Source organism: Microbacterium sp. ZKA21, assembly GCF_050434165.1.
In the GTDB taxonomy this organism is placed as follows: domain Bacteria; phylum Actinomycetota; class Actinomycetes; order Actinomycetales; family Microbacteriaceae; genus Microbacterium.
Genome location: NZ_JBNPVV010000002.1, coordinates 635687 through 652038, shown reverse-complemented (window position 1 = coordinate 652038; position 16352 = coordinate 635687). Strand labels below are relative to the sequence as shown.

12 protein-coding genes and 1 tRNA gene are annotated in these 16352 nt (G+C 69.2%); 2 read left to right on the top strand and 11 right to left on the bottom strand.

The annotated features are described in order from the left end of the window. Positions 1-573: 573 nt before the first annotated feature. The 5 genes from rplA to M2317_RS07220 form a co-directional block, all read right to left on the bottom strand. Positions 574-1263, bottom strand: a complete 690-nt coding sequence (gene rplA, locus M2317_RS07240; RefSeq protein WP_264157045.1) for a 50S ribosomal protein L1 — start codon at positions 1261-1263, stop codon at positions 574-576. An 11-nt stretch (positions 1264-1274) separates the two neighbouring features. Further along, positions 1275-1706 carry a 50S ribosomal protein L11 gene (gene rplK, locus M2317_RS07235; protein ID WP_429458703.1) on the bottom strand — a complete coding sequence of 144 codons (432 nt, stop codon included), beginning with the start codon at positions 1704-1706 and terminating at the stop codon, positions 1275-1277. Between the two features lie 376 nt (positions 1707-2082). After that, positions 2083-3102 (bottom strand): transcription termination/antitermination protein NusG, encoded by a 1020-nt coding sequence (nusG, locus tag M2317_RS07230; RefSeq protein ID WP_429458701.1) that lies wholly within the window; start codon positions 3100-3102, stop codon positions 2083-2085. A 47-nt stretch (positions 3103-3149) separates the two neighbouring features. Beyond that, entirely contained in the window at positions 3150-3413 is a 264-nt protein-coding gene (gene secE, locus M2317_RS07225) for a preprotein translocase subunit SecE (RefSeq protein ID WP_429458699.1), read from the bottom strand. A 40-nt stretch (positions 3414-3453) separates the two neighbouring features. After that, positions 3454-3526 (bottom strand) — tRNA-Trp (locus M2317_RS07220). A 154-nt stretch (positions 3527-3680) separates the two neighbouring features. On the opposite strand from M2317_RS07220, the gene M2317_RS07215 reads away from it, so the two are divergent. Together M2317_RS07215 and M2317_RS07210 are read left to right on the top strand one after the other, a co-directional pair. Continuing rightward, positions 3681-5498: an HSP90 family protein gene (locus M2317_RS07215; protein ID WP_429458698.1), complete on the top strand. Its 1818-nt coding sequence runs from the start codon at positions 3681-3683 to the stop codon at positions 5496-5498. 26 nt (positions 5499-5524) lie between these two features. After that, positions 5525-8323 carry a hypothetical protein gene (locus M2317_RS07210; protein WP_429458696.1) on the top strand — a complete coding sequence of 933 codons (2799 nt, stop codon included), beginning with the start codon at positions 5525-5527 and terminating at the stop codon, positions 8321-8323. Between the two features lie 50 nt (positions 8324-8373). Here M2317_RS07210 and poxB read toward each other — a convergent pair whose 3' ends face one another. From poxB to M2317_RS07180, 6 genes are all read right to left on the bottom strand, one after another. Further along, complete coding sequence (gene poxB / locus M2317_RS07205; RefSeq protein WP_429458694.1) at positions 8374-10098, bottom strand: ubiquinone-dependent pyruvate dehydrogenase; 1725 nt, start codon at positions 10096-10098, stop codon at positions 8374-8376. A 73-nt stretch (positions 10099-10171) separates the two neighbouring features. Continuing rightward, a complete protein-coding gene (locus tag M2317_RS07200; protein ID WP_429458693.1) occupies positions 10172-11596 on the bottom strand; it encodes a GntP family transporter in 1425 nt (474 codons plus the stop codon). Between the two features lie 40 nt (positions 11597-11636). Further along, positions 11637-12527 (bottom strand): NAD(P)-dependent oxidoreductase, encoded by an 891-nt coding sequence (locus M2317_RS07195; protein ID WP_429458691.1) that lies wholly within the window; start codon positions 12525-12527, stop codon positions 11637-11639. Between the two features lie 20 nt (positions 12528-12547). After that, positions 12548-13948, bottom strand: coding sequence for a four-carbon acid sugar kinase family protein (locus M2317_RS07190; protein WP_429458689.1), 1401 nt, complete (start codon positions 13946-13948; stop codon positions 12548-12550). A gap of 172 nt (positions 13949-14120) precedes the next feature. Then, on the bottom strand, positions 14121-14828 hold the full coding sequence (locus tag M2317_RS07185; RefSeq protein ID WP_429458687.1) for a FadR/GntR family transcriptional regulator: 708 nt from the start codon (positions 14826-14828) through the stop codon (positions 14121-14123). A gap of 141 nt (positions 14829-14969) precedes the next feature. Continuing rightward, positions 14970-16331 carry an aldehyde dehydrogenase family protein gene (locus M2317_RS07180; protein ID WP_429458686.1) on the bottom strand — a complete coding sequence of 454 codons (1362 nt, stop codon included), beginning with the start codon at positions 16329-16331 and terminating at the stop codon, positions 14970-14972. Positions 16332-16352: the final 21 nt, after the last annotated feature.

Below are 16352 nucleotides of genomic sequence, written 5' to 3'. Positions count from 1 at the left end.
GCATTTGACAAGTGCACGCTGTTGAGTTCTCAAGGATCAGACGCTCCCCCGACCCAGCCTCACGACCAGGCCCGAAGGGCAACTTCTCTATCTTATCCGTGCCGTTCAGCTTGTCAAATCGACGTGCCGAGCGGCTCGGAACCAGAGGTGATGAAGCGAAGCGTTAGAGCTTCGAGACAACTTCTCTAGCTTATCCGTTTCGCGGTGGCTGTCAAATCGGCGCTTTCGGATCGAAGATCCGCTGCACAGCCGGTGACTGCGTACCACGAGGTGGATCCCCCATCCTAGACGCGAACGTCCGGACTCTCAAGAGTGAGAAGGAATCGGGGGTGGTTCTCCGCTTGAGGGGGGTGAGGCTCTCGGCCTTTCCGCTTCCCTGTGGGGCGAACAAGTAATAACTTACGCGGGATCCGGGGGTCGGGCAAATCCGGGTGATCCCATGGCGTGTCGCGCCGGAATCCGCGGGTGCGCAGCATCCGCTCCCCTGCCTGTGGACGTCCCGCGCCGGCATCCCCTGGTACGACGAAGGGCCCCCGCTGCAGCGGAGGCCCTTCGACGAAGCGAGTCGTCGACTCAGATGGCGTTGACGTCCAGCGGGATGCCGGGGCCGAACGTGGTCGACACCGCACCCTTCTGGATGTAACGGCCCTTCGAGCTCGACGGCTTGAGGCGCACGATCTCCTCGAGCGCTGCATCGATGTTCTCGTTGAGCTGCTCGGTGGTGAACGACGCCTTGCCGACGACGAAGTGCACGTTGGCGTGCTTGTCGACGCGGAACTCGATCTTTCCGCCCTTGATGTCCTCGACGGCCTTGGCCGGGTTCGGGGTCACCGTACCGGTCTTCGGGTTCGGCATCAGACCACGGGGGCCGAGGACCTTGCCCAGTCGACCGACCTGTCCCATGAGCTCGGGGGTCGAGACGGCCGCATCGAAGTTGGTCCAGCCGTCGGCGACCTTCTGGATGAGCTCGGCGCCGCCGACCTCATCCGCACCTGCGGCGATCGCTGCCTCGGCCGCTGGGCCGGTGGCGAACACGATGACGCGGGCGGTCTTACCGGTGCCGTGCGGCAGGATGACGGTGCCGCGCACCATCTGGTCCGCCTTGCGGGGGTCGACCGAGAGCTTCAGCGCGACCTCGACCGTGGAGTCGAACTTCGCGGAGCCGGTCTCCTTCGCCAGGGCGACGGCCTCAGCGGGAGTGTAGAAACGGTCTGCCTCGATCTTCTCGACGGCAGCCTTGTAAGCCTTGGACTTGGTAGCCATGATTATTCTCCTCAGCCCTCGACCGTGATGCCCATGGAGCGGGCTGTGCCGGCGATGATCTTCGAGGCGGCCTCGATGTCATTCGCGTTCAGGTCAGCCTGCTTGGTCTCGGCGATCTGACGGACCTGGTCCTTCGTGATCTTGCCGACCTTGACCGTGTGCGGCGTGGCCGAGCCCTTCGGAAGGCCGGCGGCCTTCTTGATGAGCTCCGCAGCCGGCGGAGTCTTCAGGATGAACGTGAAGCTGCGGTCCTCGTAGACGGTGATCTCCACGGGGATGACGTTGCCGCGCTGCGACTCGGTCGCGGCGTTGTACGCCTTGCAGAACTCCATGATGTTGACGCCATGCTGACCGAGCGCGGGGCCGATCGGCGGCGCCGGGTTGGCTGCACCGGCGTTGATCTGAAGCTTGATCAGGCCGGTCACCTTCTTCTTCGGTGCCATTCTCTTTCCTTTCGTCGAATCGGATGCCGTGGCATCCGCTTCTCCCACAGGCCCGGCATCTCCGGGTCGTGGTCGTCTGCGCGCACGCCGAAGCGGCACACAAACCAGCCAAGTCTACCTGATCGGATCGGATGCCGCGTCCATGCACCGTCCGGCGCGTGGAGCGCCCGGATCCGTCGCCCAAGCACCACCGCGCGGCGCGCACCTGGCGGTTCAGCTGCACGGCCGGGAACATATGCACGAGCGAAAAGCGGTTTCCGGCACGGCATCGGTTCCCGGATCGTGCAACTGTCCGAGGCGAAGCGCCGGAACGCAGGAACGGCCGCCCCGAATGGGACGGCCGTTCGCTTCGACAGGCTCAGCGAGCCCGGAAGTGTCAGAGCATCTTGGTGACCTGGTCGAACGACAGCTCGACCGGGGTCTCGCGCTCGAAGAGGGAGACGAGCACCGTGAGCTTGCCGCTCTCGGGCTTGATCTCGCTGATCGAACCGGGAAGACCCGCGAACGAGCCCTCCTTGATCGTGATGGTCTCGCCGACCTCGAAGTCGATCTCGGCCGCGACCGGACGGGCGACGGCGACGCCGCCCTTGGACTGGACGTTCTTCGCGGTCGGGACGTCCTTGACCTCGACGAGGGACTTCAGCATGTTGAAGGCCTCTTCGAAACGCAGCGGCGTCGGGTTGTGGGCGTTGCCCACGAAGCCGGTGACACCGGGGGTGTGGCGGACGACGGACCAGGTGTCCTCGTTGAGCTCCATGCGCACCAGCACGTAACCGGGGATGCGCACGCGGGTGACCATCTTGCGCTGGCCGTTCTTGATCTCGACGACGTCCTCCATCGGGACCTCGACCTGGTAGATGTCGTCCTCGACCTCGAGCGTCGACTTGCGCTGCTCGATGTTGGCCTTCACCTTGCGCTCGAATCCGGCGTATGAGTGGATCACGTACCACTTGCCCGGCAGCATCCGCAGGTCGAGGCGGAACTCCTCGTACGGGTCCGCCTCGTCGTCGGACTCGGCGGTCTCCGCCTCGTCGTCGCCGTTCACGTCCGGACCGTCGTACGGCGCGACCTCGTCGGCTTCCGCCGCTTCGCGGTCGGCGACCTCTTCGGCCGTGGAATCGTTGAGGACCTCAGCGGCAGCCTCGGACTCGGCCGCTTCGTCCAGGTTGAGAGCGTCGTTCACGATCGCGTCCGCCTCCGGGTCGTCGATGTCGATGTCGTCATCCGTGTCGTCCTCTTCCTCATCATCGCCCTCGACATGCAGGGCGACGTGCTCAGCGGGAGCGACGGCGAGCTCTTCAGCGGAGAGGACGTTGCCCTCCTGCGCCTCGTCGTCCTCGCTGGACTGCTCCGCTGCGGTCGCCCAGTCGGCGTCGTCGGAATATCGTTCAGACACGTTTATTCTTTCCATTCACTGCGGCGCTAACCGCGGGATTGGGGCTCTTACTGCGGAACCCCGAAGACCTGAGCCGTCAGCCACGAGAAGGCGGTGTCCAGGCCGTAGACGAAGGCCATGACGATCACCACGAAGACGAGGACCACACCGGTGAACTTGAGCAGCTCCTTGCGGGTCGGGGTGACGACCTTGCGGAGCTCTCCGATGACCTGACGGAAGAACAGCGCGATGCGGCCGAAGAAGCCGAGCTTCTTGACAGCGGCTGCGCCGCCTGCCGCGACGACTTCGCCGCGCGGTTCGTCCTGATCCATCCTGAATGTACCTTTCGTGTGCCAGCGTGGCGCTGACGCGCAGGGCGGACAGGAATCGAACCTGCAACCTGCGGTTTTGGAGACCGCTGCTCTGCCAATTGAGCTACCGCCCTAGAGACCATGAGGCCCCTGGTTCCGCATCGCTTCTGCACCCGTGGGCACGGCGAAACAATGCAGACAACTGCCTCACCAGTGTAGGGCATCCGGCGGGCCCGGGCGAACCGAGCGGCGCCTGTTAGGCTCGTCAGTCGGTCGAGGGAGGGTGCTTTGCACGGGGAGATCCAGCAGTTCCAGGTCGATCTGCGGGGGGTCGTGGATCTGCTCAGCAGGCACATCTACTCCAGTCCCCGTGTGTATCTGCGCGAGCTCCTGCAGAACGCCCGCGACGCCATCACGGCACGCTCCGAGGTCGATGGATCCGGCGGCACGATCCGCATCACACCGCTCACCGAGGCATCCGGCGAGTTCGTCCTGCGCGACGACGGCGTCGGACTGAACGCCACGGAGGTCGCCGAGCTCCTCGCCACCGTCGGACGCAGTTCCAAGCGCGACATCTTCGATCTTCCGCGCAGCGACTACCTCGGGCAGTTCGGCATCGGGCTGCTCAGCTGCTTCATGGTGGCCGACACGATCGTGATCCGTTCCCGCAGCGCCCGCGGCGGCGCGAGCGTCGAATGGACGGGCAGCGCGGACGGCACGTTCCAGGTCGCCGAGCTCGCCGAGGAGCTGCCGATCGGCACGAGCGTGCACCTCATCCCCCGGTTCGACGCCGACGACCTGCTGCGCCCGGATGCCGTGCGCGAACTGGCGACGACGTTCGGCGAGTTCCTGCCGGTCAGGGTCGTGCTCGAGACGCCCTCCGGCGACGTCGACATCACGCGACCGGCGCCGTTCCTGGACGCACGTACGGACCCGGATGCCGCGGTGCAGTACGGCCGCGACCTGCTCGGAGCCTCTCCGCTGGATGTCATCGAACTGGCGGAGCCGGCGACGGGTACACGCGGCCTCGCGTATGTCCTTCCGTTCGCTCCTCCGCCCGGCTCCCGCCAGGCGACGCGGATGTATCTGGGCCGGATGCTGCTGTCCGAGCGCGCCGACGACGTCCTTCCCGATTGGGCGTTCTTCGTCCGAGCCGTCATCGACTCCACAGGGCTCGCGCCGACCGCGAGCCGCGAATCGCTGGTCGAGGATGCCGCCCTGGAGCGGGTCCGCGAACAGCTCGGTGCCGGCATCCGGCGCTGGATCCTCGAACTGGGCCTTCGCGAACCGCACCGACTGGCGCAGTTCGTGGCGATCCACGAGGTCGGCCTCAAATCGCTGGTGCGCCACGACGAGGAGCTCGCCGCCTTCATCACCCGCTGGCTGACCGTCGAGACCACGCACGGCAGCATCCGCATCGGCGATCTCGTCGAGCGCTTCGGGCACGTGCGCTATGCGCAGACCGTGGACGAGTTCCGCCAGGTCGCCGGCATCTCGCCGAGCGCGGAGGTGCTCGTCAACGGGGGCTACCTGTACGACGCCGACCTTGTCCGGATGCTCCCCGAGCTGTACCCGCACGTCACCGTCGAGAAGGTCGACGTCACGGGCGAGCTCGACCGGCTCGACCCGCCGCCGCTCGACGACCGCGCAGCCGCCGTCGAGCTGGAGGAGCGGGCGGGCGCGGTGCTCGCGGCATCCGATTGCGCCGTCGTCGTGCGCGCGATCGACCGGCCGGAGCTCCCCGGACTCTACGTCGCCGATCCCGAGGTGCTGCGGTCGCTGGATCGCCACCGGACGAAGGGGATCACCGGCGCCCTGTGGGGCGGCGTGCTCGCACGGATCGACGACACGCTTTCCGCCGGCCGCGACGACGATCTCAGTGCACGGCTGTGCCTGAACTGGTCGAATCGGGTGGTGCGCTCGCTCACCGGTGTCCGCGACGACGCCGTGTTCTCGCGCACCGTGCAGCTGCTCTACATCCAGGCGCTGCTGGCCGGCCATCATCCGCTCTCCGACGCGGATCGCACGCTCATGACGACCGCGCTCGCGGATCTCGTCTCACTCTCCGCCGGCATCGACGTCGACACGATCGACGACGTCCGCTGAACGACCGCCACCGCAGAAGGGTTCCCATGGCACGTCCCAAGAAGCAGTTCCAGCAGCTCCTCGAAGAGATCGACACCACGCCGTGGGGTCCGGCCGAGCAGGCGCTGGTCGCGCAGGCGGTCTCGCTGGCGCAGGAGATCGGCGACGACCGTCTGGAGTACCAGGCGAGGATGCGTCAGACGGCGTCGGCGAACATGGGCGGCGCGACCGACGTCATGCTGAACTCGTTCGCCTGGTGCCTCGCGCGCCATGATGCGGATCCGGTCCGCTTCCCGGCCGACATCGACAACGGCGGCGCCGATCTGATGTGGCAGTTCAAGTGGATGGCGTCCGCGCTGCGCTCCTCCCCCGCGTTCTCGCAGGAGCAGATCACCGCTGTCCTCGACGACATGGAAGCCCACTACCGCAAGGCAGGTCTCGGCATGAGCGGTGTGCTCACCGCCCGTTTCGAGGACGCCTGGGATGCCGGTCGCATCGAGGACGCCGAGCGGCTGCGCGTGCAGCTCGAGGCGACGCCGCGTGACGAGCACAGCCACTGCGACGCCTGCAGCCGCAGCCAGGTGGCCGGGTTCTTCGTGGACACGGATCGGGATCCCGAGGCGATCCGCCTCGTCGAGGAGATGATCGAAGGCGGCTTCTCATGCGGCGAGGAGCCGGAGCACGCCCTCTCCCGCGTCCTGCTGCCGTATCTGCGCGCCGAGCGATTCGACGAGGCCAAGACGGCCCATCTGCGCAGCTACCGGCTCGCCAAGGACAACCCCGACAATCTCACGATCGTCGCGAACAACATCGTCTTCTGCGCCGTCAGCGGCAACGAGGCCCGCGCCCTGTCGCTCGTCGAGCGCCACCTGGGCTGGCTCGCCCACGACGACTTGAACGTGGATGCCCATTTCGCGGCGCTCAGCGCCTTCGCGTTCGCGCTGGACAGGGTCGCAGCCGCCGGACACGGCGAGACGCCGGTGCGCGGTGCGGATGCCGCGGCCCTGCTGCCGTTCTTCGGCGCACATGACGGCGCGTGGACGGCATCCGCCCTGGCTGCCGCGTGCTGGGCCGCGGCCGAGCGCATCGGCGCGGAGTTCGACGCCCGCGACGGCGGCGACGCGCACGCCGAGCGGCTGCGTCGTCTGCGCGGCCTCGCCGGGGTCTCGTACGATGTGCCGATCCGATCCGACGCGTTCGTCGAACCGGTCTCCGCCGCGTTCCCCGCCGACGCCGACGCGTGGTTCGATCGCGTGGTCGAGCTCGCCGACTACGGCACCGAACCGGAGACCCTGGCCGCGCTGCCGCATGCCTTCGGCGTGACGGATGCCGAGAAGCACGCCCGCCTGCAGTCGATCCGCGTCGCAGTGCTCGTGGCCGGCGACCGCCTGGACGAGGCGCGTGCCCTGCTGCCCGAACGCGTTGCAGCGCTGCGCGCCGCGGGCGACGACGCCCAGGCCGATCTCGAGGAGCGCCTCGGACTCGCGACCTTCGGCGACGCTTCGCCGGGGGCCGCTGCCGCACTCGATCGCGAACTGGCCGACGACGCGGCGCTGCCGCCGCGGTCGCGCGGCGATCTGGCGATCAGCCGTGCGTCGCTGCACCTGAAGGCGGAGGAGTACGACGCCGCACTGGATCTGGCGGAGCGGGCGCACCGCGGTTTCGCGGAGGCCGATGACACGCGCCACGTGCACTCCACGAGCCTGCTCGCCGTCTTCGCCCTGCTGCAGAGCGAACGCCTCGAACGAGCCCTCGGCCACCTCGACCGGCTGCTCCTCGAAGACGGCCTCGGCGCCGGTCACCGCGCCAGGGCGCTCGAGATCCGTGCCCGCATCCGCGGCGGTCAGGGCGAGTTCGCCGCCGGTGCGGCGGACGCCGACGAAGCGGGCCGCACGCTCGCCGGGATCGGCGCCGACAGCGCGCTGGCCGCGACCCACATGCTCGCGGGCGCACTCTGGGAGGACGCCGGCGACGCCGAGAAGGCCGTCAACCGCTACCGCACCGCCGCACACCTTGTCGGCCGCGAGGGCGGCGACCTGTCCGGCATCGACTTCCGACTCGCTCGGGCCATGCTCGCGACCGGTGATGCCGCAGAGGCCGCCGAGCTCTTCGGCGACGTGCTGCGCCGCGAGGAGGAGGCCGAGGTCCCAGAGGGATCGCGCGCCGTGACGGTGATGATGCTCGCGCGGTCGCTCGCCTCGTCGGGCGAGTTCGGCCAGGCGGTGGGCGCCTTCGGCTACGCCGCTGAACTGTATGGCGCTGCCGAGGAGGGACCCGACCAGGCACTGGCGCTCAGCCAGCAGGCGCGGATCCTCGCCCGCTTCGAGGAGCATGCAGATGCGATCGAGCTGCTGGAGACGGCGGCCGAGATCGTCCGACGGACTCCGGATGCCGTTGGCGCCGTCACCGAGGTGCTGCACGATCTCGCTCAGGCGTACGCCGGGCAGCAGGACGAGCGCGCATTCGCCCTCTTGGATGAGGTCGCCGCTCTGGCGACCGAGCACGAAGCCGGCTGGCTGCTCGCCGATGTCACCGATTCCCGGGCGCGCGCGTTCGCGGGCCTCGGGCGGGTGGACGAGGCAGTGTCCGCGGCGCTCACGGCTGCGGACGGGTTCCTGACGCTCGGGGATGCCGGAGCATCCGGCGGCTCGGAGCTTTTCGCCGCACGCGTGCTCGCCGGGAACGATCGCGGTGCTGACGCGGTCGCGATCTACCGCACCGTGCTCGAGCACGCCGCGGAGATCCCGCCGCTGCGTCAGGTCGCCGCTCTCGAGCTCGGCGACGTGCTCGAGGCGCTCGGTCGGACGGCAGAAGCGGCCGAGGCGCGCGCGATCGCGGAGGCCTGAACCCGCCCGAGAGTGCCGGGCCCTGCAGGACGTCCGGGTTCGCGCGAGTGTCAGAACAGCTGGCGCCAGTTCGCCCGCGCGAGATCGAGCAGCTCGTCGCCTCGCCCCGACATGACGGTGCGGATCGCGTAGAGGGCGAACCCCTTGACCTGGGATGCCTCGATCGCCGGCGGCATCGAGAGCTCCTGGCGCTCGGTGACGACATCCAGCAGAGCGGGGCCGTCGTGCTCGAGGACCTCCCGCACGGCATCCTCGAGCTCATCGCTGCGCTCCACGCGCCGCGCGAAGATGCCCATCGCCTGCGCGACGGCGGCGAAGTCGGGGTTGACGAGGTCGGTGCCGTACGTGACGAACCCGGCGGCCTTCATCTCCAGCTCCACGAAGTTCAGCGACGCGTTGTTCACGACGATCGTCTTGACCGGCAGCCGGTTCTGCGTGAGCGTGATGAGCTCGCCGAGCATCATGGTCAGTCCGCCGTCGCCGGCCAGGGCGACGACCTGGCGATCGGGGTGCGCCGCCTGGGCGCCGATGCCGTGCAGCAGCGCGTTGGCCATGGAGCCGTGCGTGAACGACCCGATCAGGCGCCGGTCCGCGGTCATCGTGAGGTATCGCGCCGCCCACACGGTCGGCGAGCCGACGTCCGCCGTGAAGATCGCGTCGTCCGTCGCATGCTCGTTCACGAGTCGCGCGAGATACTGCGGGTGGATCGGGTTGTCACCGCGCGACGGGACCGCGAGATCGTCGAGCTTCGCGCGGGTTCTGCGGTAGTGCTCGCGGGAGTCGTTCAGATGCGACCGGTCCGTCTTCTCGGCTAGGCGGGGCAGGAGCGCGGCAGCGGTCGCCCCGGCATCCCCGACGAGTCCGAGATCGAGCGGATGCCGCTTGCCCAGCTGGGCGCCGCGGATGTCGATCTGGATCGTCGTCGCGTCATCGGGATAGAACTGCGCGTACGGGAAGTCGCTGCCGAGGATGAGCACCGCATCCGCCGCCTCCATCGCCCGATAGCCGGAGGCGAACCCGAGCAGTCCGGTCATCCCCACGTCGAAGGGGTTGTCGTGCTCGATGAACTCCTTGCCCCGCAGTGCGTGCACGATCGGCGCACCCAGGCGGTCGGCGAGAGCGATGACCTCGTCGTGCGCACCCTCGACTCCGGCACCGGCGAGGATCGTCACGGTGCGTGCGGCGTTGAGCAGCGTGGCCGCCTTCTCCAGCTCGGCTCCACTCGGCACGACCACCGGTCGGGCCTGCTCGATGGCGGTCGCCCGATCCGATTCGATGTGCGCGAGCGCGACGTCCCCGGGGATCACGAGCACGGCGACGCCGCGCTGTTCGATGGCGTTGCGCATCGCGATCTCGAGCAGACGCGGCATCTGCCGCGGGTCGGCCACGTACTCCGCATAGACGCTGCACTCGCGGAAGACCTCCTGCGGGTGCGTCTCCTGGAAGTAGCCGGTGCCGATCTCGGTCGTCGGGATGTGAGCGGCGATCGCCAGCACGGGCACGCGTGAACGGTTCGCGTCGTAGAGTCCATTGATGAGGTGGAGGTTGCCCGGTCCGCAGGAGCCGGCGACGACCGCGAGCCGGCCGGTGGTCGCGGCATCCGCTGCGGCGGCGAAGGCCGCGGTCTCCTCGTGGCGGACGTGCACCCAGCGGATCGTGCCGTCCTTGCGCAGGGCGTCGGTGAAGCCGTTGAGGGAGTCGCCCGGGATGCCGTAGACCCGATCGATCCCGTTGGCGCGGAGTGTCCTGACGATGTTCTCGGCGACGGTGACCATGTCTCCGACCCTACGCGTCCCCCGCCGGTCGATCGAGGCTTCCATCGACCGGCGGGTGCGATCCGCTCCGAGTTCAGCTCATCGGGATGATCGCGTACAGCAGCCAGGTGAGGAGGAACCCGGCGGCACCGAGCACGGTCGTGAGCGGGGTCCAGGTGCGCAGGCCATCCTTGACGGACAGGCCCAGATAGCGCGTGACGACCCAGAATCCGGAGTCGTTCACGTGGCTGAGTCCCAGCGCGCCGTAGCCGATGGCGATGGCGACGAGGGCGATGTGGATCGTGTCGAGACCGAGCACGGCGACCGTCGGCAGCAGCAGTCCTGCCGTCGTCGTGATCGCCACGGTCGCCGATCCCTGGGCCGCTCGCATGATGAGCGAGATCAGGAACGCGGCCAGCAGCAGCGGCATCCCGGTTCCGGCGAGCACCTCGGCGACGGCGCCGCCGATGCCGGTCTCGGTGAGGATGCGGCCGAAGGCGCCGCCGGCGCCGGTGATGAGGATGATCACCGCAGCGCTGGGGAGGGCGGACTCCATGACCTCGCCGAGCTTCGCGCCGGACCAGCCGCGGCGTACGCCGAGCAGGAACATGGCGGCGGCGATCGCCACCATGAGTGCGAAGATCGGCTGGCCGATCATCGACAGGAAGCCGTTCCAGAACGTGCCGGCCTCGAACGCCGGTGCGACGGTCGTGCCCAGCATGATGAGCACGAGCGGAAGCAGGATGATCGTCAGCACCGTGTAGGCGCTGGGGGCCTTCTCGCCCTCGCGCAGCCCGCTGTTGGGCGACGCGTCGTCTGCGCCGAAGCGGTCGAACATCTCCTTTGTCGCCTCGATCATCGCGAACTCGCGGCGGTTGATGATCTTCGACACGACGTAGGAGAGCACAGCCAGCGGGATCGAGATGAGCAGCGAGAAGATCAGCACCCAGCCGATGTCAGCGCCCAGGATGGTCGCTCCCCCGACGATGCCGGGGTGCGGTGGGACCGCGACGTGGACGGCGAGCATGATGCCGGCCACCGGCAGCCCGAAGGTGATCGGGTTGAGCCCGGCGATCTTCGAGAACGCGAAGATGATCGGCACGAGGATGATGAACCCGGCGTCGAAGAACACCGGGATGGCGAGGATGCCGGCGGCGGCCACGAGCGCGATGCCGACGCGCTTGGGGCCGAGCCACGACGTGAACTTGCCTGCGAGCGATTCGGCGCCGCCGGACAGCTCGATGATCTTGCCGAGCATCGACCCGAGCGCGACGAGCACGGCGACGGAGCCGAGCGTGCCCCCGACACCGGCGATGATCGCCTGAATGATGCCGAGTTGCTCGGGGGAAGTGTCCGTCGCGGGGATCGTGGTCATCGGCAGGCCGGCCGCGAGGCCGACGACGATGGACACCAGGATGAGGGCGTAGAAGGCCTGCATCTTGAAGCGGATGATCAGCAGGAGCAGCAGCGCGAGGCCTGCCACTCCGATCGCGATCAGGGCGGGAAGAGGGAGCGTCATCGAATCTCTTCTTTCCGGCGCGTGCGCCGTACGGTTCGGGTCAGGACAGTCGTTCGGGGGCGATCACGCGGATCACGGCGGAGTCGTCGTGCGCACCGAGTCCCAGCCCCTCGCCGAGTAGGAACAGTTGTTCTGCGGCAGCCGCCACGGGGGTGGACAGGTGCGCCCGGCGTGCGGCGTCGCCGACGATGCCGAGGTCCTTGACGAAGATGTCCAGGCGGCTGAGCACCTCGGCGCCCTCCTCGTCGTACGCCTGCAGCGCCCGCGGTCCGCGGTTGCCGAGCATGAACGAGTTCGCGGCGCCGGCGGTCAGCGCCTCGAGTGTCTTCTCACGGTCGAGGCCGAGCGCGTCGGCGAGGGCGAGCGCCTCGGCCGCGGCGGCGATGTGCACGCCGCACAGCAGCTGGTTGACGGTCTTGAGCGCCTGCCCGTCTCCGGGCCGCTCCCCCACGATCGAGAGCGTCGATGCCAGCTGATCCAGAATCGGGCGCGCGATCTCGAGAGCATCCGGCGTCGCACCCACGACGATGAGCAGGTCGCCTTCGCCTGCGCGCACCGGACCGCCCGACAACGGCGCGTCCACGAGGTGCGCGCCGTGTTCGGCGAGGCGGGCCGCGGTGTCGGCGATGCCCTCGGTGCCGACGGTGCTGGTGAGGATCACGACGGACCCCTCGGCCAGGTGCGGTGCGAGTCCGCTCTCGCCGAACAGCAGGGCGTCGAGCTGCGCGCCGGTGCGCACGGCCACGAGGACCGCCTGCGCATCGGCGACGGCCTCGGCCGCGGAGGATGCCGCGGCGACGCCCTTCTCAGCGGCCAGCGCGACGCGCTCCGGAGCGATGTCGAACCCGCGGACGGTGAAGCGCTCGGCCAGGCGGGTGGCCATGGGAAGGCCCATGGCTCCGAGCCCGATGACGGCGACGGTGGTGGTCATCTCGGTACCTTTCAGAAGGATCAGTCGTCCGCCAGCGTCGAGACGACGCGGGCGAGGGAGTCTGCGACGCCGACGTTGCCGGCGAAGACGATGTAGGGAATGCCGACGGCGGGGCCCGTCTCGGGCTGCCACAGCGAGACGATGCCGGGGAGCATCGGTCCGAGGACCGTCGCCCTACGGATCTCGAGCGCTTCGCTCGCGACATCGCTGGAGGTGATGCCGCCCTTCGCGATCACGAATCGGGGCGGGGCGATCGCGAGGACGCGGCGGACGAGTTCGACGACTCCGCTGGAGACCTGCCTGGCGATCTCCAGACTCGCGTCGCCGCTGGCCCCCGTCACGAGTTCGCGCGTGGTGTGGACGATCACGGTGCCCGATTCGAGCGCCTCGGCGACGGTGCGCGACTGGGCATCCAGATGCGCTTCGCGGCGGTCGTCGATGAGGCTGCGGACGTCGAGCTCGACGGTCGCGGTCCCGGGCCGTGCGCGTCGGAGCTCGTCCAGCTGCTGCGTCGTGAGCGGGACGTGGCTGCCCACGACGACGAGCCCGCCTCGGTGATGGGCGAACGGGATGTCCGCGGCGTCGACCGGTCGCGCGATCTCCTGACCGATGTGGGCGCGCACGTACGGCGGGCCGACGCGCAGCAGGACGCCGAGATCGCCGAGCGCGTTCAGGGCGAGCGCCACGACGCGCATGTCGGATTCCTCGACGACGTCGACGGCGACGACGGTGCCCGTCGGCAGCTCGCGCAGGAACGACGTCACGGCATCGACGCCGGATCGGATGATCGCGATCGTGAGCGCGGCGACTTCGGCGGCGGGGATGCGCCCGGCGGTCTTCTCGGCCACCCAGTCGCGCAGGTCGGACGAGGAGAATCCGAAGGTCGCGTCCTCAGCGAACGGCGTCTCGCCGACCGGCGTCGCTTCGCCGCCGACGACCCAGTAGTGCACGGAGTCGACCGTGATGCGCCCGGCCTCGGGGAACGCCGGCACCAGGAGCGTCAGCTCGGGTGCCTTCGCGCCGTGCGCGGCGATCTCCGCCGCGAGCACATCGGTCTCGAGCGGGAAGTGGCCCCGCAGCGTCGAATCGCTGCGGGACACGAAGGTCACCTGGCGTCCAGCGGCCTCGGCGGCGGCGAGGGCGACGGCGACGACCTCTCGATTGCGGCGGGCCGCGGTGTCCTCGTCGAGAGAACGCGTGTTCGTGAGGACGTACACGGCTGCGGCGCCCGTTGCGAAGGCGCCGTCGAGGTCCTCGCGCTCCCAGCGGGTGAGAACCGGGAGATGCGCGACCGACTGCGTTCCGGTGGGGTCGTCGTCCAGCACGACGAGGACGTCCCGGGGGTCACGCGCGTCCGCGACGGTCGCGGCATCGACCGCGACGGGGGCAGGCAGAGGCGCGAGCAGCGCGTCGATGTGCACGAGGAACTCCTTCGTTCGGGGGGGGGGATATCCGATATCAGATAACGAGGATACGCCTCGATCCCCGCGCATGCAAACCACACACCCGCGAGACGTGCGCTGCAGCGCGAGACGCGCCTGGGGCGGCCGCGCTCACGCCGCAAAGCGCGTCTCGCGGAAGGATGCGGCGAGCTCAGGCGCCCTGCACGTAGTGCAGCAGGTCCGCTCGGGTCTGGCGCATGTGACTCGCCATCGCCTCCCGCGCCGCATCCGCCGACCGGGTCCGCATCGCCTCGAGCACCGCCTCGTGCTCGACGAGAGCGTGCTCGCGGATCTCGAACACCGCGCTGGTCTCGCTGCGCGACTCCTGCAGCAGGGCCGTGAGCGGGCGGACCGACGCCACCAGGATGCGGTTGTCCGCGGCCTGGAAGATCACGTCGTGGAAGGCGAGGTCGCCATCGACGAACCCGGGGACGTCTCCGTTCGCGTGCGCATCCTGCATCCGCTTCAGCGCCCCCTCGAGAGCACTGATGTGCTCGTCGGTGCTGCGCGGTGCGGCGAGTTCCGCCGCGCCCGTCTCGAACATGACGCGCATGTCGAGCAGGTCGAGCGCCGCTCGGCGGCGCGCACCCCCGCTGCGCGAGTATCGGACGACGGCTTCCAGCCCGGTCCACTCGTCGACCGGAGCGATCCGATGACGGCTGCCGGGTACCGGCACGATCACGCCCTGCGCCTGCAGCAGGCGGACGCCCTCCCGCAGAGTCAGACGCGATACGCCCAGCCCCTCGGCGAGGTCGCCCTCCGGCGGAAGCGGTTCGCCGGCGACGAGCCGCCCGGCGATGATCTCGTCGAGCAGCCCGTCGACCACGGCTTGCGTGCGGGTGACGCGTTCAGCCTTCACGGCGCTCCTCGTTGCGGACATGGCACATGCCTCAACGGTAGCGCCGGGCGAGCGCGTCGCGCTGCGTCCGCGAAACGTACGTTGCGGTGTGAGACTTGGCCTGTCCAGCCAGGTCTCGCCCCGCAAACCAAGTCTCGCGGACTACGCGACGCGGATGAGCTTCTTGTTGACGAATTCGTCGGCGGCGAGCAGACCCAGCTCACGCGAGGTGCCGCTGCGCTTCACTCCGCCGAACGGCAGCTCTGGGCTGTCCGCCAGGACGAGGTTGACGTAGACCATGCCGGCCTCGATCGCGTTCGCGACGCGCTCGGCCTGCTCGGCATCCGTCGTGAAGACATACGAACCGAGGCCGAACGAGGTGTCGTTCGCCAGGGCGACAGCGGCGTCCTCGTCGGCGACGCGGTAGACGACACCGGCGGGGCCGAACAGCTCCTCGCCGTACACGTCCATCTGGTCCGTCACATCGGCGAGCAGCGTCGGGGCGAAGAATGCGCCCTGCCGCGTGCCGCCCGTGAGCAGCGTGGCGCCCTGCGCGATCGCGGTGTCGATCTGCTCCTGCAGGCGCTCGGCCGCCGCGAGCGAGGACAGCGGGCCGAGGACCGTGTCCTCCTGCGCCGGGTCCTCCGCCGTGATCGCCGCCAGCGCGGCGGTGAACTTCGCTGCGAACGCGTCGTACAGCCCGTCGACCACGATGAACCGCTTGGCCCCGTTGCAGGACTGGCCGTTGTTGTCGATGCGCGCATCGACGGCGGCCTGCACCACGGCATCCAGATCGTCCGTCGACAGCACGATGAACGGGTCCGAACCGCCGAGCTCCAGCGCGACCTTCTTCAGGTTGCGTCCTGCGACCTCGGCGACGGCGGCGCCGGCACGCTCCGATCCCGTGATCGAGACGCCCTGCACGCGCGAGTCGGCGATGATCGTCGCCGCCTGTTCGTTCGTGGCGTAGACGTTGACGTATCCGCCGTCGGGAAGCCCGGCATCCGCGTAGATCTTCTCCAGGAAGGCACCCGACTCCGGGCACTGCGGCGCGTGCTTGAGGATGATCGTGTTGCCGTTCGCGAGGTTCGGCGCGGCGAAGCGCGCCACCTGGTACGCCGGGAAGTTCCACGGCATGATCCCCAGCAGCGCACCCAGCGGTGCGCGGCGGATCACCGCGGTCCCCTCGCCCAGGATCTCCAGTGGCTGATCGGCCGTGAGCCTGTCGATGTTGTCGGCGTAGAACTCGACGATGTCGGCCGCGAAATCGACCTCCCCGACCGCGGCGGCGATCGGCTTGCCCATCTCGCGCACCATGATCGCGGCGAACTCGTCGCGGCGCTCGCGGTGCAGCTCGGCGATGCGGCGGATGACGGCGGCGCGCTCGGCCGGCGGCGTCGCGCCCCAGGTCTTCGCCGCCGCGGCCGCGCGGGCCACGGCATCCTCGATCTGCGCGTCCGTGGCGGTGTCGTACTCGGCGACGGTCTCGCCGGTGGCCGGGTTGATGACGGCGTACTCGGTCATGATGCGTCCTCTCAATTCGGG